This window comes from Marinobacter sp. EN3 (genome assembly GCF_000475315.1).
Taxonomy (GTDB): domain Bacteria; phylum Pseudomonadota; class Gammaproteobacteria; order Pseudomonadales; family Oleiphilaceae; genus Marinobacter; species Marinobacter nauticus.
Window position 1 is genome coordinate 103,490 of sequence record NZ_AXCC01000096.1, and the last position, 19,686, is coordinate 123,175.

General features: G+C 57.8%; 16 protein-coding genes. 3 read left to right on the forward strand and 13 right to left on the reverse strand.

Features of this window, described 5'->3' with window-relative positions; genetic code table 11:
* Nucleotides 1–73 precede the first annotated feature (73 nt).
* From Q675_RS37045 to Q675_RS37080, 8 genes are all read right to left on the reverse strand, one after another.
* Nucleotides 74–475 carry a hypothetical protein gene (locus tag Q675_RS37045; protein WP_011786522.1) on the reverse strand — a complete coding sequence of 134 codons (402 nt, stop codon included), beginning with the start codon at nucleotides 473–475 and terminating at the stop codon, nucleotides 74–76.
* Nucleotides 476–532: 57 nt separating this feature from the next.
* Complete coding sequence (locus Q675_RS37050; RefSeq protein ID WP_014422450.1) at nucleotides 533–1,282, reverse strand: Crp/Fnr family transcriptional regulator; 750 nt, start codon at nucleotides 1,280–1,282, stop codon at nucleotides 533–535.
* A gap of 152 nt (nucleotides 1,283–1,434) precedes the next feature.
* Nucleotides 1,435–2,241, reverse strand: coding sequence for a peptidylprolyl isomerase (locus Q675_RS37055; RefSeq protein ID WP_023012241.1), 807 nt, complete (start codon nucleotides 2,239–2,241; stop codon nucleotides 1,435–1,437).
* Between the two features lie 65 nt (nucleotides 2,242–2,306).
* Nucleotides 2,307–2,987 carry a respiratory nitrate reductase subunit gamma gene (gene narI, locus Q675_RS37060; protein ID WP_022990857.1) on the reverse strand — a complete coding sequence of 227 codons (681 nt, stop codon included), beginning with the start codon at nucleotides 2,985–2,987 and terminating at the stop codon, nucleotides 2,307–2,309.
* Nucleotides 2,988–3,006: 19 nt separating this feature from the next.
* Nucleotides 3,007–3,747, reverse strand: coding sequence for a nitrate reductase molybdenum cofactor assembly chaperone (gene narJ, locus Q675_RS37065; RefSeq protein WP_022990856.1), 741 nt, complete (start codon nucleotides 3,745–3,747; stop codon nucleotides 3,007–3,009).
* 10 nt (nucleotides 3,748–3,757) lie between these two features.
* Nucleotides 3,758–5,335 carry a nitrate reductase subunit beta gene (narH, locus tag Q675_RS37070; protein ID WP_023012242.1) on the reverse strand — a complete coding sequence of 526 codons (1,578 nt, stop codon included), beginning with the start codon at nucleotides 5,333–5,335 and terminating at the stop codon, nucleotides 3,758–3,760.
* The gene (locus Q675_RS37075) at nucleotides 5,332–9,075 is read right to left on the reverse strand and encodes a nitrate reductase subunit alpha (RefSeq protein ID WP_031211914.1); all 3,744 of its coding nucleotides are present in this window, start codon (nucleotides 9,073–9,075) and stop codon (nucleotides 5,332–5,334) included. The genes narH and Q675_RS37075 overlap by 4 nt, the downstream gene beginning before the upstream one ends.
* A 130-nt stretch (nucleotides 9,076–9,205) precedes the next feature.
* The gene (locus tag Q675_RS37080; protein WP_023012244.1) at nucleotides 9,206–10,465 is read right to left on the reverse strand and encodes an MFS transporter; all 1,260 of its coding nucleotides are present in this window, start codon (nucleotides 10,463–10,465) and stop codon (nucleotides 9,206–9,208) included.
* Between the two features lie 182 nt (nucleotides 10,466–10,647).
* Here Q675_RS37080 and Q675_RS37085 point away from each other — a divergent pair, with 182 nt between their 5' ends.
* From Q675_RS37085 to ubiT, 3 genes are all read left to right on the forward strand, one after another.
* Nucleotides 10,648–12,504 (forward strand): histidine kinase, encoded by a 1,857-nt coding sequence (locus Q675_RS37085; RefSeq protein WP_023012245.1) that lies wholly within the window; start codon nucleotides 10,648–10,650, stop codon nucleotides 12,502–12,504.
* Between the two features lie 28 nt (nucleotides 12,505–12,532).
* Nucleotides 12,533–13,192: a two-component system response regulator NarL gene (gene narL / locus Q675_RS37090; protein WP_011786531.1), complete on the forward strand. Its 660-nt coding sequence runs from the start codon at nucleotides 12,533–12,535 to the stop codon at nucleotides 13,190–13,192.
* Between the two features lie 90 nt (nucleotides 13,193–13,282).
* A complete protein-coding gene (ubiT, locus tag Q675_RS37095) occupies nucleotides 13,283–13,828 on the forward strand; it encodes a ubiquinone anaerobic biosynthesis accessory factor UbiT (protein ID WP_023012246.1) in 546 nt (181 codons plus the stop codon).
* Here the strand turns inward: ubiT and Q675_RS37100 are convergent.
* The 5 genes from Q675_RS37100 to ubiU all read right to left on the reverse strand — a co-directional run bounded on the left by Q675_RS37100 (nucleotide 13,803) and on the right by ubiU (nucleotide 19,657).
* Nucleotides 13,803–15,791 carry a putative bifunctional diguanylate cyclase/phosphodiesterase gene (locus Q675_RS37100; RefSeq protein ID WP_023012247.1) on the reverse strand — a complete coding sequence of 663 codons (1,989 nt, stop codon included), beginning with the start codon at nucleotides 15,789–15,791 and terminating at the stop codon, nucleotides 13,803–13,805. The two genes, ubiT and Q675_RS37100, sit on opposite strands and share 26 nt — an antisense overlap.
* Nucleotides 15,792–15,880: 89 nt before the next feature.
* Nucleotides 15,881–16,243 (reverse strand): DUF488 domain-containing protein, encoded by a 363-nt coding sequence (locus tag Q675_RS37105; protein ID WP_023012248.1) that lies wholly within the window; start codon nucleotides 16,241–16,243, stop codon nucleotides 15,881–15,883.
* A gap of 83 nt (nucleotides 16,244–16,326) precedes the next feature.
* A complete protein-coding gene (locus tag Q675_RS37110) occupies nucleotides 16,327–17,658 on the reverse strand; it encodes a ferric reductase-like transmembrane domain-containing protein (protein WP_031211921.1) in 1,332 nt (443 codons plus the stop codon).
* 90 nt (nucleotides 17,659–17,748) lie between these two features.
* Nucleotides 17,749–18,648, reverse strand: a complete 900-nt coding sequence (locus Q675_RS37115) for a U32 family peptidase (protein ID WP_023012250.1) — start codon at nucleotides 18,646–18,648, stop codon at nucleotides 17,749–17,751.
* 13 nt (nucleotides 18,649–18,661) lie between these two features.
* Nucleotides 18,662–19,657 carry a ubiquinone anaerobic biosynthesis protein UbiU gene (ubiU, locus tag Q675_RS37120; protein ID WP_023012251.1) on the reverse strand — a complete coding sequence of 332 codons (996 nt, stop codon included), beginning with the start codon at nucleotides 19,655–19,657 and terminating at the stop codon, nucleotides 18,662–18,664.
* Nucleotides 19,658–19,686 lie beyond the last annotated feature (29 nt).

Below are 19,686 nucleotides of genomic sequence, written 5' to 3' on the forward strand. Positions count from 1 at the left end.
GGGTCGTTCAATTTTGAGGAAAATCAAATACCTCTTTGAGGATAGTCCTCGGCCAAACAGAGGCGCCTTGAGTTCAGTCAAGGCTAATGGCGTGGCCGGCTTTGTTGAGGGGAAGGTAATTGCCCAGATGCCCCATGCGGATGCTTTCCACCATCATGGTCAGGGGTTGCTGGGCCTCATCACTGGAAGGAGCATGGCCGCCACGGCCCGACATGGCCGCGACAAATACCATGTCCCAGTCCTGGCCTGTCGCGCGGGATTCCTCCGCTAACACATCGAAATAAGGAACCTCATCGGGGGTTTTGTCGACACAGATAACCGGCGTCAGTGCGCCACCCTCGCCGCGTTCAAAAGCAGCCCGTTCTGCGGCACTGGCGTCGTCTGGTAATTCGGCTTTGCAAAAAACGAACAGAAACCGCTGGGGCTCCGGTTCTTTCCGGCTGGCCTGAACAAGATCCTGGTAACTGCTGATCATCACTATCCCCTGATGTTCAAGGCGGTCAAAAAAGCCGGGCCCGGAGGCCCGGAGAGGCTATTGGCTGATAGCGATCAGCCGCTGAGGGTCGGAAATAAAGAGCTTGCTGCGATTCACTCTGATCAAACCATTAGACTTGAGATCTGCCAGTATTCTGGAGAAAGTCTCGGGCTGCATGGCCAGGCGTGAAGCCACCAGGCATTTGGGCAACGGCAACTCGACTTCGCCACCTTCCTCCGCGCCGTTCGGCAGCAAATCAATGAGGTAACGAATCAAACGATCCCGGGCATTCTGGACGGTCATGATCTCAAGATCGTGGAATCTGGACACCGCACGCATGGCGTAGTGGCTCAGGGCCGCCTGGGCATACTCGGGATTCCGATCCAGCAATTCCCGATAAGCTTTAACCGGGATCATGAGCACTTCGCTGGACTTCAGGGCCTCTGCGTAGCATGCATACCTGGGCGGATTGGCATAAATCATGACTTCGGCAAAACAGTCCCCGGGTGCAATACTGTCAAGGGTTCGGTCTACGCCGGAGGAATCGAGGCGATACAGACGCAGGCGACCAGAAATCACAAAGAAGAAGTGATGGGCCGGCATATCCTGACGGTAGAGCAGCTGGTGGTGACCGAGTCTCAGCCGGCGCGATTGCTGGATCAGACTATCGAGGTCTTTCGGGCGCAGATTGCAGAACAGGGCATGGCTGCGAAGCGCTTCCAGGCTGTCTTCTTCATCAAGTGGTTTGTTGATGGCGACAAGCACCGGCTTGGTATATCGCTGTTCAGCAGTTTGTGTCATGGCCATGGGTGTACCCTCTCTGCATATTCATGCATTCAAAATCTTATTTTAAATACTAGAAGGATACTGATGAAAAATCGCTCCCCCGATGGGGGTATCCTTGGTGTTATTCCTGGGTAATTGACTTAGCTCAATTATTCGCTTTGCTAACCAAGCAGTCATTGCATCAAAGGCGAATCAGGCAGCTCCAGATCAACGCCCTCCACACCGGTTTCCGCAGCCAATACCTGCAGGTATTGCCGGAATGCCCGGCGGGTCACGCTTTCGCTCAGGTACTGGCGAATTTGTGGTTTTACATGTTCATAAGGTAACAGTTCGCCGTTGATTCGCTGGTCTACTCGAACGATGTGCCAGCCATAGCGGCTTTCGATCAGTTCCGGGTGCAGGCCTTCGTTCAGGCTCAGGACCGGGCGCTCGAATTCTTCGACGGTCTGGCCTTTGCTGATTTGGCCAAGGCTGCCGCCCTGGTGGCGGGATTCGCAGGCGGAATATTGTTTGGCCAGTTCGTTGAACTGGGAGCGGCCGTCCAGAAGCGCGGACAGGAGTTGTCGGCCGGCTTCTTCCTGGCGCATGCGCTCTTCAATATCATCCGGAGCGGCAGCCAGCAGTATGTGGCTGACGGCCATGATGGTGGGGCTGCAGAAGCGGCCTGGGTTGGCGGCGTAGAAGCGTTCGCAATCCTGTTCGCTCGGGTCTGGCACATTGAGCTCGAGTTCCAGCACCCGGGCGATGCGATCTTCTTCGTCTTCGATGTTATCCAGGTTCAGGCGGCTGGCCTGTTGCAGTAACAGTTCACGGATGGCAAGGCTTCTGGCAGCTTCGTGCCAGGCTTCCGCCAATTCCTCGGCGGGGTGGTGCTGCATTTCCCGGGCGATGTCGTCTTCGTGGATGAGAGTCTCACCCACATAGACCGGCGGGAACTGGTTTCTGGGTTTGCCGGCTTCGCCGGTTGGGATCAGTTGCATGGTGCGACTCTCCGTCAATCAGTTTGCCAGCCACCCTCCCGGAAAGAGAGGGTGGCTGTATCCGTTCAGGCGCGCTTGCGAACCACCTGGTACTTCCGCCCGAAATACTCCACTGGCACGCTAAGCATGTGCACCAGTCGGGTGAACGGGAAGAGTACGAAGATGGTCAGGCCCAGGAAGATGTGGGTCTTGTAGATCCAGTGCACGTCGGCAATGTAGGCGGCGATGCCAGATCCTTCCAGGGTGAACACGCCCTGGGCCCAGGCGGAGAATTTGAGCATAGTGCTGCCGTCGAGGTGGCCCATGGTAGGCAGGATGGTGAGCATCCCGAGTACCAACTGAACCACCAGAATGATGATGATCATGTTGTCGGCGAAGGTGCTGCTGGCCTGAACCCGCGGGTCGGTCATGCGGCGCCAGGCGAGCATGCCGCCACCGATGATGGCCATGATGCCGGCAATACCGCCCACCAGGATCGCCATCACCTGTTTCTGGCCCGGGGTGATGATCCACTCGTAGGCCCAGTGCGGAGTGAGCAGGCCTACCAGGTGGCCGAAGAAGATCACCAGGACGCCGACGTGGAACAGCACGCTGGCCATCACCATGTTTTTCTTGCGCAGCATCTGGCTGGAATGGGCCTTCCAGGTGAACTGGCCATGGTCGTAACGCGCCCAGGTACCGACAAACAGTACCAGCAGGGCGATGTAGGGATAGATTCCGAACAAGAGTGTGTTGATATAGGACATTGTCTTTTCCTCCTGCGCCTCAGGCGCGCCCTGCCGGACGGGGCGTTGCGTCCGTCATCAGCTGATCACTCAGGTGAATGGTCTGGGTCTGTTCCAGTTCGCGGCGGCGCTGTCCAACCACGCCACCGGTGCCACAGGAGCTGCCCTGGTCATCCACAAATTTCACCATTTCCTCTTCCCAGACCTTGTCCAGTGCTTCGGGGGTGTCGTCGCGCTCTTCCGAGGCAACGAGCTGAGCCAGTTCCTGGCGGTCGGCCTTGCGGCCGGACAACACCAGCAGGGAATCCATCGCAACGTGGTAGAGGCTTTCACGCTGGTACAGGCGCTCTCCAAGCAACCCCAGAATGTGGTGAATATCTTCCAGCCAGTTGCGGATTTCTTCCCACGGGCGAGTGGAAAGGTATTCCAGAAACAGCGGCAGGTAATCCGGCAGTTCTTTGGCATCAATCTCCAGGCCGTTGGCCCGGTATTGCTCCATCAGGTCCACCATGGCCTGGCCGCGGTCGCGGGATTCGCCGTGCACGTGTTCGAACAGCAGCAGGGAGGTCGCCCGGCCCCGGTCGAAGGTGCCTACGTAGGCTTCCTGAAGATCCATCAGGTCACCATCGCACAGGCGGTCAATACAGGTCAGCAGTTGTTCCTTGTTTTGCCGCGGCAGCCGGCTGTCCTCCAGGACAGCGGCGACCAGGGCGTCTTTGGATTGCTGCAGTTCTTCGGTGGGGTATTCCAGTACCCGCGCCAGTACTTTCAAAAGTTGCATTTTGGCCTCCTCAGTCCTGCAGCTGCTTCGGGTCAACCTGCTTCACGGTCGCCAGTTTGCTGACCATGCTGGTGGTCTGCTTCTTGCCGCCGAACAGGCTGAAGTCGCTGTCACCACCGTTGCAGCCGTCGCCGAAGCTGAAGCCACATCCGCCGCGCTCGCCGTAAGCAGTCGCATCCGGGAAGGCTTCCTTGGCCAGCTCACGATGGCTGGTGGGAATCACAAAGCGATCCTCGTAGTTGGCGATAGCGAGGTAGCGGTACATTTCGTCCGCCTGGGCCTTGGTCAGGCCACACTCTTCCAGGGCACGCAGGTCTTCCTTGCCTTCCACGGTTTCGGCGCGCTTGTACAAACGCATGGCCATGATCCGCTTGAGGGCCAGTACGATGGGCTTCTCATCACCGGCAGTCAGCAGGTTCGCCAGGTACTTGACCGGAATCCGCAGGCTCTCGATCTTCGGCAGCACGCCGTCGAACTCGACCTTGCCGGCTTCCGCCGCGGACTGGATCGGGCTCAGGGGCGGCACGTACCAGACCATCGGCAGAGTGCGGTATTCCGGGTGCAGCGGCAGAGCCAGCTTCCAGTCCACCGCCATCTTGTACACCGGGCTCTGCTGAGCGGCTTCGATGACGTTCATCGGGATGCCGTCTTTCTTCGCCTGTTCGATCACTTTCGGGTCGAACGGGTCCAGGAAGATTTCCAGCTGCTTCTCGTACAGCTCGTGCTCGCCCGGTGTGCTGGCCACTTCTTCGATACGGTCTGCGTCATACAGCAGCACGCCCAGATAGCGGATCCGGCCCACACAGGTCTCGGAACACACGGTCGGCATACCGGCTTCGATGCGCGGGTAGCAGAAGATGCACTTTTCGGATTTGCCGGTTTTCCAGTTGAAGTAGATCTTCTTGTACGGGCAGCCGGAGACACACATCCGCCAGCCGCGGCACTTGTCCTGGTCGATCAGCACAATGCCGTCTTCTTCCCGCTTGTAGATGGCACCGCTCGGGCAGCTAGCGACACAGGCCGGGTTCAGGCAATGCTCGCACAGGCGCGGCAGGTACATCATGAAGGTGTTTTCGAACTGGCCGTAGATGTCTGCCTGCACCTGGTCAAAGTTCTTGTCTTTGCGGCGCTTGGCAAACTCGGTGCCCAGGATTTCTTCCCAGTTCGGGCCCCATTCGATTTTCTTCATACGCTCGCCGGAGATCAGCGAGCGTGGCCTTGCGACCGGCTGGTGCTTGCTGTCACCGGCGGTGTGCAGGTGTTGGTAATCGAAGTCGAACGGCTCGTAGTAGTCGTCGATTTCCGGCAGATCCGGGTTGGCGAAAATGTTCGCCAGTACCCGGAACTTGCCACCAATGCGGGGGCGGATCTTGCCGGAGCTGTCACGCATCCAGCCGCCCTTCCATTTGTCCTGGTTCTCCCACTCTTTCGGGTAGCCGATACCAGGCTTGGTTTCGACGTTGTTGAACCAGGCGTATTCCATGCCTTCACGGCTTGTCCATACGTTTTTGCAGGTGACGGAACAGGTGTGGCAACCAATGCACTTGTCCAGGTTCAGCACCATGCCGACTTGGGAACGGATTTTCATTTTACAGCCTCCTGAGCATAGTCATTGCCTTCACCGTCGAGCCAGTCCACGTTCTTCATCTTGCGGACCACCACGAACTCGTCCCGGTTGGAACCTACGGTGCCGTAGTAGTTGAAGCCGTAGGAATACTGGGCATAGCCACCAATCATGTGAGTCGGCTTCGGACACACCCGGGTAACCGAGTTGTGAATACCGCCACGGGTACCGGTGATCTCGGAACCGGGAATGTTCACGATCCGCTCCTGGGCGTGGTACATCATCACCATGCCGGGCATTACCCGCTGGCTGACCACCGCCCGGGCGGCAATGGCGCCGTTGGCGTTGAACAGTTCGATCCAGTCGTTGTCTTCCACACCGATCTCTTTGGCGTCGTCTTCGCTCAGCCACACAATCGGGCCACCGCGGGACAGAGTCAGCATCAACAGGTTGTCGCTGTAGGTGCTGTGGATGCCCCACTTCTGGTGCGGCGTGATCCAGTTCAGCGCTTTTTCGGGGTTACCGTTGCTGCGCTGGTTGATCATGCTGCCCACGGCCTTGGTGTTGATGGGCGGACGGTACACCAGCAGGCTCTCACCAAAGGCACGCATCCACTCATGGTCCTGGTAGAACTGCTGACGACCGGTCAGGGTGCGCCAGGGGATCAGTTCGTGGACGTTGGTGTAACCAGCGTTGTAGGACACGTGCTCGTCTTCCAGGCCAGACCAGGTCGGGCTGGAGATGATCTTGCGCGGTTGCGCCACAATGTCCCGGAAGCGGATTTTTTCCTCTTCCTTGTTGGTGGCCAGATGGGTGTGATCCAGGCCGGTGAACTCGGACAGCGCCGCCCAGGCTTTTACCGCCACCTGGCCGTTGGTTTCCGGCGCCAGGGTCAGGATGACCTCGGCGGCATCAATGGCACTCTCAATCTTCGGGCGTCCTGCGTTGGCACCCTCAAGGTGGGTGTAGTTCAGGTCCTTCAGGAAGTTCACTTCCTTCTCGGTGTTCCAGTTGATGCCCTTACCACCGTTACCCAGCTTGTCCATCAGCGGACCAAGGGAAGTAAAGCGGGCGTAGGTGTTCGGGTAATCCCGCTCCACCGTAATGAAGTTGGGCGCGGTCTTGCCCGGAATCAGGTCGCACTCGCCTTTTTTCCAGTCTTTCACATCGAACGGCTGGCCCAGCTCCGCCGGCGCGTCGTGCAGCAGCGGCAGGGTAACCACGTCTTTCTCGACACCCAGATGCCCCTCGGCAGCCTTGGAGAAGGACTTGGCAATGCCCTTGTAGATTTCCCAGTCACTGCGCGCTTCCCAGGCCGGATCGGTGGCAGCGGTCAGCGGGTGGATGAACGGGTGCATGTCGGAGGTGTTCAGGTCGTTCTTTTCATACCAGGTTGCGGTCGGCAGAACGATGTCGGAATACAGACAGGTGGTGGACATACGGAAGTCCAGGGTCACCAGCAGGTCGAGCTTGCCTTCCGGCGCCTGGTCGCGCCATTTCACTTCTTCCGGTTTGGCGCCACCCTCGACACCCAGATCCTTGCCCTGCAATCCGTTCTTGGTACCCAGCAGGTACTTGAGCATGTACTCGTGACCTTTACCTGAGGAGCCCAGCAGGTTGGAGCGCCAGATGAACAGGTTACGCGGGCAGTTTTCCGGCGCTTCCGGATCTTCACTGGCGAAGGCCAGAGATCCGTCCTTCATGGACTTGGCCACGTAGTCCGCCACCTCCATACCGGCCTTCTCGGCTTCCGCGGCAATGGTCAGCGGGTTTCGGTTCAGCTGCGGCGCAGACGGCAGCCAGCCCATGCGCTCGGCGCGTACGTTGTAGTCGATCAGACTGCCCCCGAATTTGGACTTGTCTGCCAGCGGCGACAGGATTTCATCCACGCCCAGTTTCTCGTAGCGCCACTGACCGGAGTGAGCATAGAAGAAGGAGGTGGAGTTCATGTGGCGTGGCGGGCGCTGCCAGTCGAGACCAAAGGCCAGCGGCTGCCAGCCGGTCTGCGGGCGCAACTTCTCCTGACCCACATAGTGGGCCCAGCCACCGCCGCTCTGGCCGATACAGCCACACATGATCAGCATGTTGATCAGGCCGCGGTAGTTCATGTCCATGTGGTACCAGTGGTTCATACCTGCACCGACGATGACCATGGAGCGGCCCTTGGTCTTGTCAGCGTTGTCCGCGAACTCACGGGCGATGCGGATCACTTTCTCGGCCGGTACGCCGGTGATCTGCTCCTGCCAGGCAGGCGTGTACGGCTTCACTTCGTCATAGGAAGTGGCGCCATCGTCGTCACCCAGGCCGCGGCTGATGCCGTAGTTGGCAACCATCAGATCGTACACAGTCACCACGCGACCTTCGGAGCCATCGGCCAGTTGAACCTTGCGGGTACCCAGCTTGTGCTTGAGGATGTCCTTGAATTCCACGTGGTTGTAATGGTCGTGTTCGATACCACCGAAATACGGGAAGGCGACATCGACGACTTCGTCGTGCTTTTCAACCATCGACAGCTGAAGGTTTACATCGGCGCCTTTGGCGGTCTGCTTCAGGTTCCACTTGCCTTTCTCGCCCCAGCGGTAGCCGATGGAGCCGTTCGGCGCAGTCAGTTCGCCAGTGCTTTCGTCAATGGCGATGGTTTTCCATTCCGGGTTGTTCTCTTCACCGAGGCCATCCACCAGGTCACTGGCACGCAGGAAGCGGCCCGGTACGTAGCTGCCGTCGTCTTTCTGTTCCAGCATGACCAGGTAGGGCATGTCGGTGTAGCGACGAACGTAGTCAGTGAAGTACTCGCTGGGCTTGTCAACATGGAACTCTTTGAGGATCACATGGCCCATGGCCATGCCCAGAGCGGCGTCTGTACCCTGCTTCGGGTTCAGCCACTCGTCAGACAGCTTGGAAACTTCCGCATAGTCCGGGGTAATGGCAACGGTCTTGGTGCCCTTGTAGCGTACTTCGGTGAAGAAGTGGGCATCCGGGGTACGGGTCTGGGGTACGTTGGAGCCCCAGGCGATGATGTAGCCGGAGTTGTACCAGTCGGCGGATTCCGGCACGTCGGTCTGCTCACCCCAGGTTTGCGGAGAGGCGGGCGGCAGGTCGCAATACCAGTCGTAGAAGCTCATGCAGACGCCACCGATCATGGACAGGTAACGGCTGCCCGCGGCGTAGGAGACCATGGACATTGCAGGAATCGGAGAGAAACCGATGATACGGTCCGGGCCGAACTTCTTGGCAGTGTAGACGTTAGAGGCGGCAATCATCTCGTTGACTTCGTCCCAGCTGGAACGGACAAAACCGCCCATACCACGGCGAGGCTTGTACTCGGCGGTCTTGGCGGGATCTTCAACAATAGAGGCCCAGGCTTCCACCGGGTCATTGAACTGGATACGGGCAGCACGCCAGAGCTTCATCAGGCTCTTGCGCATCAGCGGGTATTTCAGGCGATTGGCACTGTACATGTACCAGGAGTAGCTGGCGCCACGAGGGCAACCACGGGGCTCGTGGTTGGGCAGATCCGGGCGGGTGCGGGGATAATCGGTTTGCTGGGTTTCCCAGGTAACCAGCCCGTTCTTCACGTAGATTTTCCAGCTGCAGGAGCCGGTGCAGTTCACGCCATGGGTGGAGCGCACGATCTTGTCATGCTGCCAGCGCTGGCGGTAGCTGTTCTCCCAGTCGCGGTTCACTTCGTGGGTTTCACCGTGACCGTTGGAGAACGATTCGCGGTTCTTCCTGAAGTAATTCAACTTGTCGATCAAATGACTCATGGTCTCTCTCTCCATCAACCCGTTTGCCGGATCGTTGTTCCGAATGGAGACCATTGTGTGGGATCAAACCCCTGAAATCTGCGTGGTTACTACCACATAACCCGGGTGTACCACCCTGTGGGTAGGTGATCTATATCCCGGGGTGGAGAAGCATGTTTCGCTCCTCTCTGCGGGCGTGCCGGGAGAAAAGCAGCAAACTGCCACTCAGTAACAGGAAGAGGATCATGAATACTGCGGTGCGCACCCCCAGCCACTGATTCAAGCCGCCAAACGCAACCGGCAACACAAATGCAATGGCACAGGCACTGACCAGCAGAACCCCGGCAAACAGAGACGCTTCCTGTCGATTGGCCAGTATCACCATGCGCTGAAGCGACCCCATGGCGGTGCCCATGGCAACACCAAGAACCACCACCAGGCCGCTCTCAAGGGAGACTGGCAGTGCAAACTCCACAATCAGTTCCTCCTCCACCCCGGTAATGAACAAAGTCATTGGCGGATAGGACAACACCACGAGTGCAACCAGACAGCCCGCCAGTGCGCGCGTCGCAACCCGGGCCGAACCGAAATGATCAGACAGGCCACCGCCCGCCACCTGAGCCACCGCTCCGGGAATCACAAACCATTGCGCCAGGCGCGCCCCGGAATCCAGCGTGAGCCCAAACTGGCCTGAAAGGAAATCCGGAAGCCATAACGCCAGTGCAAAAAAACTGCCGGCGACCACACCAAAATACAGACATAAAGGGAGATTCCGACCCTGCCGGATCACCCCGAGAATTTCTTTGACCGATCGTTCACGACTTTCGTCCTCCTCACCCGTCGCATCAGTCAGCATGATCAATAGCGCGATCACCAGAAGCAGAGTAATAAGATAAGCCAGGGGCACGCCTTGCCAGGAGAATGCCTCATGAAACAGAGGGACCATATAATAATTGAAACCCGCTCCGGTTACCCCGGAGCCAAATACTCCAAGTACCAGGCCCAGCCGCCGGGTCTGGCAATGGCTGACCACAAACTGCAGACCGGCGCCGTAGAAGCCGCCCGCCAGCCCCAGTCCGGCGGCGGCAATAAGGTAGCCAATGTAGGTGTTTGTCAGCAGCAGTATCCCCATGCACACAGCAAGACCGCACAGACACAACAGCATGACTTCACGGGCACCATATCGCTGCGCCGCAAGCCCGGCCGGAATCGCAAGTATGGCGCTGACCGCCATGGGCATGGCCAGAAGAACCCCAAACTGCAAACTGCTCAGACCCAGGTCGGCTCGGAGATGCACGCCGGCAACCGCAAACAGTGTCCAGCAACCGGCAGCCACCACAAAGCCGGTCAGCGCCAACGGCAACACTACTGCCAGAGATGCTAACCTCTCTTCATCCCGTTCCGATTGCATTACACGCTCCCTGAATCCCATTCTTTAGTCTCGACTTTTGCCTGAACACGGGTCAAAGGCTATGATGGGTTATAAACCATTGGGGTAATTGACTATCCTCAAGGAGGTATCACGACGGCGCGTTTTCCACGATAATTTTGCTGCCTGTCACTATCCACATCCCTTGAGCCTTGAAGCTATCCATGACCTCCCGAAGCCCGCTAGTAAATCGACTGGCTGTTGTTATCGGCGCCATCGTGCTGACGGCCATTGTCAGCATGGCCACCACTCTGGCTGTGTCCAACAGCATTGAGGGCAATGCCACTGCTATCAACCTTGCCGGTTCACTGCGTATGGGAGCATTCCAACTGGCGGCAAGATCGGCCTCTGAAGATCCCGTAGAAAACACTGACACCCTTGATCAACGCATTGAGGAGTACGAGGACAGGCTCAGGGATCCCGCCATCATCCGTTCCATTCCCCGCACCGATGATCATCCCCTCGTCGAACAATACAAAACCGTGGAATACGGCTGGGCCAATCAGCTCAGACCGTCACTGGAAAGCCACCAAACCGGCTCCCCCCTTTCCGCCGAGATGATCGCGGCAGTGGAGGAATACACCGCAGAAGTAGATCGACTGGTTTCCATGTTGGAGCAACGCACTGAAGCTCGCATCGATCTGCTGCACCTTATCCAGATCATCAGTATGGTGTTCTCGGTGTTGATTGTTCTCGCCCTGTTTCTGGACCTCAAAAACCGGATTCTCCGGCCGCTGCGGAAACTGGTGGGCATCGCTACTGCCGTGGGCGAGCAGGATTTCAGCCACAAAGCCAACCTCAAAGGTTCCGATGAACTGGCACAACTGGGCCAGGCCTTCGACCAGATGACCAGTGAACTGGCGCTGACCTACTACGAGCTTGAAAGCCGGGCCCGGCAGAAAACCGAAGAACTTGAAATCAGCCACGCGGCTCTGCAGGTAATGCACTCCGCCAGCCGAGGGCTGTTCGCCAATCATGATCTGTGCAGTGGCGCCATCCCGATGCTGCAGGATCTGGAGCAACTGCTGGGCATCGGCCCCATCCGCCTGTTCCTGCATGACAAGGAATCGGCAGAACCGGTGGAGGCCATTACCACCGCCACACCCAAACGCCCCTTCTATTGCCGGGATCACCATTGCAATGCCTGTCTGGTAACCCCCGAGGTCTATGATGAGATGCCGCTGGAAAATAATGACGGCCGGCGGCTGTTGCTGCCCATCCGCACTCCCGGGCAGTTGCTGGGCACACTGGAGGTCTGGTACCCGGCTGAGAAAGGATTACCGGAGACCTCTCGCCGCCTGCTGGAAACCCTGACCGACCAGCTGGCAACTGCCATTTTCCTGGAAAAACAGATCACCGAAGAACAACAGCTGACGCTGGCAGAAGAACGCACGGTGATTGCCCGGGAGCTGCACGATTCCCTGGCGCAATCGCTCTCGTACCTGAAAATGCAGGTGACCCGTCTGCGCCGGCTGAACATTGCTGGCGAGCAGAAGCCCATCCACGACGACATCCTGGATGAACTGAGCACTGGCCTGAACAGCGCCTACCGCCAGCTGAGAGAACTACTGGCCACCTTCCGGCTGAAGCTGGATACGCCGGATCTGGCGACTGCCCTGCGCAAAACCATCGACGAATTCTCGGAGCGCCTCGGTAAACCGGTAGCATTTGAATACAACCTGCCGCCGCAGACGCTGTCGCCCAATGAGGAAATCCACACCCTGCAGATCATTCGTGAAGGGCTGGCCAATGCCGTCAAACACGCCGATGCCACTGACATAGCTGTAAAAGTAGTGTTCGATTCACCACAAGTGCGGGCCAGCATACAGGACAATGGCAGGGGATTACCGGGTGGCGACCAGCCCGTGAACCACTATGGCCTGATTATCATGCAGGACCGTGCCCGCACACTCGGCGGCAAGGTCAATGTGCGAAACAGGGATGAAGGCGGCGTGGAAGTCGCGCTAACATTCGTACCCAAGAGCCGCAACCTGATTCCAACGGAAACTACGCCGGCCTGAGCCGAGCGCAGGACAAAAGAGAGAAACAATGTCTGAGACACCCGCAAGCATTCTGTTGATCGACGACCACCCGCTGCTGCGCCAGGGCATCAAACAGCTGATCGGCATGGAAGACGACATGGAAGTGATCGGCGAAGCCAGCAATGCCGCCGATGGCATCCGTCTGGCCACCGAGCTGGAGCCGGACCTGATCCTGATGGACCTGAACATGCCGGAAATGGACGGCATCGAAGCCCTGAGAAAGCTCAGGGAACAGAATGTCAGCTCGCGCATCGTTATGTTTACTGTCTCAGACCAGGAAGACGATGTGGTCGCGGCATTGCGGGCGGGCGCCGACGGTTACCTGCTCAAGGACATGGAGCCCGAGGACATGATCGCCCAGTTGCACCAGGCGGCGGTGGGCAAGATGGTGATCAGTGACCGCCTCACGACCCTGCTGGCTGAAGCCCTGCGTTCCAACAAACCGCAGCAGACCAGCCGTCCCGACTTCGACAGCCTGACGCCGCGGGAGAAAGATATTCTCCGGCTGATTGCCGAAGGCCTGTCCAACAAGATGATCGGGCGTAAACTCGACATCAGTGACGGCACTGTCAAGGTCCACGTCAAGCACCTGCTGAAAAAGCTGAACCTGCGCTCGCGGGTGGAAGTCGCCGTCTGGGCGGTCGAGGAAGGCTTGCACAAGGGCTGACTGTTCATTCCCCTGAGTTATATCAAATCCGTTTATTGCGGTTTGAGGTAGGCTCTCCCTGTCTGTTTCATGATTTCAGGAGAGCCTGCCATGCTGCCTACCCTGCCCAGTTTCGGCAAATTGCCCACACCACCCGGGTTCGCGCAGCTGCAACGCCTGAGCAATCAACTCCAGCACAATCCCCTTGCGGGCCAGACCCTAGCCGTGATCCGGGAGTATGCCCCGTCACCGGTGCCACTCCTGAACGGCATTGATCAGCGAATGCCCGTCGCCCTGAAACAACTGGCAGCGGAAGCGCCCCTCAACCGGCTTTTCTCGGACGCCATTGCAGAAGGTGAATTCGACGATTTCGAGGGCCGTCGAATCCGCCTCGAAATCAATGGCGGCCAGCCAGGCATTACACTCGGTTATTGGGCCGGGCGCCTGCGGGTGCTGAACGGTCCTGGTGAAGCCACTATCCGGGGGTCCGTTGGTGCATTCCGTACATTGGCGGAACGAAAGCAAGACCCCGATCAGTTGTTCTTCCAGCGCCGGCTGGTTATCGAGGGGGATACTGAACTGGGGCTGGCCCTGAAAAACCTGCTCGACAGCCTGGACTGGCATCCGCGGCTCAGGGATTTTCTGAAACCCTGGTAAGCGCCCATTCCGGGAACGTTCTCCAACGGTTAATCCAGGCAGGGATCAGGGGCGCTTCAATGGGCGGAGACATGGCAAATCCCTGAGCGCATTCGCACCCGAGGCTCAGCAGAATCTCACCTTGCCTGACACTTTCCACGCCCTCCGCAACCACCTGCTTCCCGAAAACCCGCGATAGACCGATCACCCCCTGAAGAATCGACAGGTTTTCACCGTTATCCTCAATGCCGGATACAAACTCCCGATCGATTTTCAGAGTATCGACAGGAAGGCGCTTGAGATAAGACAACGATGAGTAACCAGTACCAAAGTCATCCAGGGAGAAGGTCACCCCAAGCTCACGGCAATCCGCAATGGTCTGTACGGCTTTATCCAAATCCCCAAGTGCAGCGGTTTCCAGGATTTCCAGATCTAGCCTGACAGGGTCAACCCCCGGAAAAGCCGACAGGATTTTGTTCAGGTGCCCGGCAAAGTTATCAGACTGAAGATGGTTGGCGGCGATGTTAACACTGACATCTATCCTGACACCCTCTTGCTCCCAGCGTTGTATCTGCAGCAGAGAGTTTCTCAACACCCATTCACCAACCTGAATATTCAGCGTGTGATGCTCAATGGCGGGCAGGAAGTGGCTCGGAGGGAGCAGCCCTTCCCGGGGATGTTGCCACCGGATCAGCGCTTCAACGCCCAAAACCTCTCCAGTCCGGAGATTAACCTTGGGTTGAAAATAAAGCCGGAACTCATCCTGGTTGAGCCCCCTGCGGATGTCCTCCAGTAACAACTGACGGGCTCGATACTGGCTCCGCTCGCCGGCATCAAGATAAAGCCAGCCACTGCGCATCTCGTGTTTTGCCCGATACAGGGTATTATCCGCCTGCCTCAGCAAGCTGTCTGCGTCCTCAACGGCGCCATCCGGAAACAGGACAACACCAGCCGTAAATCCTGCGGAAACCTCAACACCGTCAAGTTCAAAAGGCTGACCGGCCGTCAAACGCAGAGCTTGCAGCCGCGACTCGGCTTGGCTGGCATCCGGCAGCAACAATGCAAACTCATCACCACCTGTTCGCGCCAGGCAGGCATCCGCCGGGATCGCATCCAGCCACCGCCGGGACAGCAAGCCAAGCAGTCGGTCTGCGGCATCTTCTCCCAGACAGTCGTTGAGATCCTTGAAGTTATCAAGATCAATAGACACAAGCGCTGCCGAGTTCTCAGCTCTCACGTCATCAGCAAGGTATTCACGAATTCGGCGGACGATGCCGTTTCGGTTCCAGAGGCCGGTCAAGGCATCGGTATAAGCGAGCGTTTCCAGATGGTGCTGATATTCTCGGGCTTGTTCTTCCAGGGCCTGATTCAGCCTTTCATGCTGTATTCGGGACAGCTCGTCTTCTGCCCTCAAGCGGGCCATTTTCTCCCGCATTAACTGAATCGTGCTTGATGACAGTTTTCCGTAAATTTCCAACAGCGCGTTGACCAGCACAGAGGCGGAACCGCTCAGCTCTGCATCGACCCGGTTTTTTGCCTCACTGACTTCCAGGCCTTGCTGAACCAACTCAACCGTCAGAGCCATTCGGCGATCTGATTCGAGGATATGGAAGGCTAACCAGCGTGTGAGGAAGTCAAACAGTCTGGTTAATACCTCTTCCTGAGGTTCGCGGCTGTTGCGCAGCTCCTCAACCTGCGCAAAAAACATCTGATGTGAATCGCGGTGGCTTTTCGCCATCGCTGCTTCACTGAGGGTTTTGTTCCAGATCGTTTCCTCGTATTCAAAATGAAACGCCGCGTAGGAAAGCAACTCATCAAGAATCTGATCGGGCGTTAACTCGGAGGTGTCCGACGCAAAGTGCCACGCCAGTCGATTCAGGATATTGACCAGCACCTTGTGCTGTTGATCAATATCATCAATGCTGGTCTCGAAATTCCGGTTCCAGGGGAAGATTTCGAAGGCATTCGGCACATTATTGGTCACAGAAGGACTCCCAAAACGGCAACCACCGTCTTGAGCATAGTTCAACTGCCAATAAATGTAGTTGTTTTAAATCAGAGAGCGGGGCTGTCTCAGAGCTGGTCGCTCAACGCAAAATCCCGCAACGCCACCGCATTATTATGGTCGGTATCTTTGGCGGCAAATACCAGCGTGACGCGTTTGTGCTCTTTGAGGATCTGCCGGAACAATTTCAGCTCCTCTGCAGCCCCATCAGACTTGAGCTCTTTGAAGTAGCGGTCTCGAAACCCGGACCATCTGTCCGGGTCATGGCCGAACCACTTCCGCAATTCTGTAGATGGCGCAAGCCCTTTCAGCCAATGGGCAATGTCTGCGTCTTCTTTGGCAACGCCCCTGGGCCAGATGCGATCCACCAGAATACGCGGGCCATCTGAGCGGGCAGCGTGGTCGTAGGCTCGTTTCAGGCGGATGTCCATAGAAACCTCCCAACCGGCTAATGGTGTCCTTGAGCCTAGCCTTCACCCCTTATGAATTCAAAACCCGCCATGACATAACGCATTTACCGCATCTCAAAAAACTCCCGATGCATCCGCCGGGCAGGCAGGCCCCATCTGCGGAATTCATTAAACAGGGTCCGGGCCATGCCCACCGGGCCGCAGAACCACAGGCTGGCGCCTTGCCAATCCGGCACCGCATCGCGAATTTCCTCCGGTGTCAGTCGGCCTTCGGTACAACTGCATCGTATAACCAGGTTAACGCCCGCGGCTTCGGCATCCGCCCGCAGCTTTGCCAGAGCCTCCTCGCTGACATCGGCAGTGGGGTGGAACAGGTAGATAGTACGATTATCCGGTTTGCTGGCCAGGCGCCCCATCCGGGCAATAAACGGCGTGATCCCTATGCCCGCGCCTACCCAGATCTGGGTGCGGCAATCATCTTCAAAATCAAAACTGCCATAGGGCCCCTCCAGTGTAACCGACATGCCCTCACAGATCCGGTGGCTGGCCCGGCGGGTATGGTCCCCCAGTTCCTTGACCACGAATTTCAGACACCGGGTTTCCGGGTTCCAGTCTGAAGCAATGGTATAAGGGTGAGGGCCCTCCGCAGCATCCGACGTAATAAAGGCAAACTGCCCGGGGTTATGGACGGACCAGCCCTGGTCGACCCTCACCAGAAACTCGAAAACTCTCAGCTCCGGATATCGGGTTACCGAAACCACCTCCCCCGGCACCTTCCGGACCTTACCCGGCCAGCCAAGCAGCAGTAAAACCGCTGCGATACTGCCGGCGACAACAGCGAACTGGGTCAGCCAGCCAATCGGCGCCGCCCAATAATCAAACTTCATCAGGATAAAGCTGTGCCAGGCCAGAGGCAGAAAAGCCACCGCCAGCAGTTTGTGTGTTTTACGAAACAGGTGGTAAGGAAAGGCTTTTACCAATGCCAGCACAATCAATACGGCCGCGGCGTAGAAAGCCCATTCTCCCAGGGTTTCTGCCAGCCCCCGCTGCCCCCTGAACCAGGCTTCCAGGCCGGTAAGTTGCTGTCCGGCCGCTTTGCCGGCCGGCTTCTCCAACCAGCCCCAGCCCACCATCCACTTGGTGCCTTTGGCCCACCACCAATGCAACGTAGCCAGCACCAGTGAACCAATGCCCAGCCATTTGTGCAGCCGGTACACCTTGTCCAGGCCACCAACCCAACGCTCCAGAGACCGGAGACGCAGTGCCAGTACCAACGCAACCGCCATCATCACTACGGCCAGAATGCCGGAAAACTGCACAAACACAGAGCGGAACGGAAAGTAAGCGAAGGGGGAAACCCACAAGCTGTCGGAAACAAACCACAGGACGCCGACCAAAGCAGTCAGACCCCAGAAAAATAGCGGGACGCGAGCCATAACAATAAACCCCAATGCAGTTTGAGTACCCTAGCAAGCTACTCCTGGTACATCGGCTATCTATTGACCTCAATCAACGCTCAACGGGCTTTACACAGACTTTACGATCAGATCCATTCCCGGCTTGCCGTACCAGTACCCGTTACATGGCGGGGCCTCCACCAGCTGCAGCGGGTCGGCGACCAGCACTTCCCCCCGGCGCACCTGATCAAAGCGTTTGACCACTTGTTCCATCCCTTGATGCTCCGGGCTCAGTCGCACGGTACTGACACCCATACGCTCCATCTCCGGTAGTTCCCTCATCAGGTCGTAGCGCGAGCCGGAGAGCGTGGAAATGCCATTGATCCGGAACAGTTCCTGGCTTTCCCTGGAACGCAGTTCCATGCCATCTGGATGCTCCAGGCAACGGAATTCGCAGTTGTCTTTAGGCAGGTTGTAATGACGGGCAGTGAAACAGCGAGACGACCAGGCCAATGGCAGGAAGCCCCAGGAGAATACCTCGGCGGGCAGATCCAGGCCGTCGGCCTTCAGCTCCCGGATCAGCTGCTCCAGGGTTTCCTTGCCCAGTTCCACCGGCAGGTTCCAGCCCTGCAAGCCCTGCCTGGCCAGGATCTTCAGGGTGGCCACGTTGTAGATGTTCATGGACGGGCCGGTAATAAACGGAATCTTGTTGCGGATCGCCACCTGCAGGGCACTCTGGTCGTTGGCCTCCACCAGAAACTCATCCTGTTCGCAAAACCGACGAAGTCGCCGCAAATCCGCTTCGGATTCGATCAGCGTCAATGTGGAAAGCACCACGTTCTTGCCACAAGCCTTCAGATCCCGGGCCAGGTCCAGCCAGTCATCGGGCTTCAGTTCGCGTCGGCGGGAGCACACCACTTCGCCAAGATAGATGGTATCTACTGGCCACTCCGCAGCGTTAGCGTAGAAATCGAATACGGACTGCTTGGTCCAGAACCACAGAATCGGGCCAAGAGAGAGTTTCATCATAGCGGGCAAAACCTTATTTCCACTTGCGATGGTAGGCCCCGATGGTGGTCAGGCCACCCTCGGAAAGACCGGCGAGAGTGCTATTCCAGGCACTGTCTACAGCAAAGCTGTCAGGGGTGGTCTGAACCCGGTCCAGGGCCTGGCGCCAGGTTCGGGCAACATCTGCAATGTAGGCCGGGCTGCGCTGGCGGCCCTCGATTTTTACTGCGCTGATACCCAGCCCCTTCAATTCCGGCAGAAGATCCATGGTATTCAGGCTTACCGGCTCTTCGATGGCATGGTACACGCTGCCCTCCACTTCAAACCGGCCCTTGCACAGGGTTGGGTAACCGGCAGATTCACCGGGGCCATAGCGATCAATGAGCACTTCATTCAGGCGGGATTCCAGCCCCTGAGAGGTTTCCTGCCAACGCACCGCCTTGGCCGGTGAACAGGCACCCCGGGTGTTGGGGGATTCATCCGTGAGGTAAGAAGACAGGTAGCAGCGACCCTCCGCCATAATACACAGGCTGCCGAAGGCAAAAACTTCCAGCTCCACTGGGCTATGCTTGGCCACACCCCGAACCTGATCCAGAGACAGCACACGCGGCAGCACTGCCCGGCGGATATCGAAGTTGTCCTTGTAGAACGACAGGGCCTCATAGCTGGTGGCAGAACCCTGAACCGACAAATGCCGGGGGGTATCCGGGTGCCTGTTTGCAGCGTAATCCAGCAGTCCCATATCGGCCAGGATAATGGCATCCACTCCAAGGCCGGCAGCACGATCCACCGCGGCTTTCCAGTGTTCCCAGCCATCCGGTTGCGGATAGGTATTGATGGCACAGAACACACGACTGCCTTTTGAATGAGCGTACTCAATGCCCTCGGCTGCACGTTTGTCGTTAAAATTCAGGCCAGCAAACTGGCGGGCGTTGGTACTGTCCCGGAAGCCGAAATAGACCGCATCGGCTCCATTGTCCACGGCGGTTTTAAGGGCGGGAAGGCTACCAGCCGGGCATACAAGTTCCATGGTTTTCTCCGCTGAGCACGTTGCCGTGC

Coding starts and splice junctions, on each gene's coding strand:
- Q675_RS37050 (WP_014422450.1), bottom strand. CDS start 1,282: ATGGCCATGACACAAACTGCTGAACAGCGATATACCAAGCCGGTGCTT.
- Q675_RS37080 (WP_023012244.1), bottom strand. CDS start 10,465: ATGCAATCGGAACGGGATGAAGAGAGGTTAGCATCTCTGGCAGTAGTG.
- Q675_RS37110 (WP_031211921.1), bottom strand. CDS start 17,658: ATGGCTCGCGTCCCGCTATTTTTCTGGGGTCTGACTGCTTTGGTCGGC.
- narL (WP_011786531.1), top strand. CDS start 12,533: ATGTCTGAGACACCCGCAAGCATTCTGTTGATCGACGACCACCCGCTG.
- Q675_RS37045 (WP_011786522.1), bottom strand. CDS start 475: ATGATCAGCAGTTACCAGGATCTTGTTCAGGCCAGCCGGAAAGAACCG.
- Q675_RS37105 (WP_023012248.1), bottom strand. CDS start 16,243: ATGGACATCCGCCTGAAACGAGCCTACGACCACGCTGCCCGCTCAGAT.
- ubiU (WP_023012251.1), bottom strand. CDS start 19,657: ATGGAACTTGTATGCCCGGCTGGTAGCCTTCCCGCCCTTAAAACCGCC.
- ubiT (WP_023012246.1), top strand. CDS start 13,283: ATGCTGCCTACCCTGCCCAGTTTCGGCAAATTGCCCACACCACCCGGG.
- narH (WP_023012242.1), bottom strand. CDS start 5,335: ATGAAAATCCGTTCCCAAGTCGGCATGGTGCTGAACCTGGACAAGTGC.
- narI (WP_022990857.1), bottom strand. CDS start 2,987: ATGTCCTATATCAACACACTCTTGTTCGGAATCTATCCCTACATCGCC.
- Q675_RS37085 (WP_023012245.1), top strand. CDS start 10,648: ATGACCTCCCGAAGCCCGCTAGTAAATCGACTGGCTGTTGTTATCGGC.
- Q675_RS37115 (WP_023012250.1), bottom strand. CDS start 18,648: ATGATGAAACTCTCTCTTGGCCCGATTCTGTGGTTCTGGACCAAGCAG.
- Q675_RS37055 (WP_023012241.1), bottom strand. CDS start 2,241: ATGCAACTGATCCCAACCGGCGAAGCCGGCAAACCCAGAAACCAGTTC.
- Q675_RS37075 (WP_031211914.1), bottom strand. CDS start 9,075: ATGAGTCATTTGATCGACAAGTTGAATTACTTCAGGAAGAACCGCGAA.
- narJ (WP_022990856.1), bottom strand. CDS start 3,747: ATGCAACTTTTGAAAGTACTGGCGCGGGTACTGGAATACCCCACCGAA.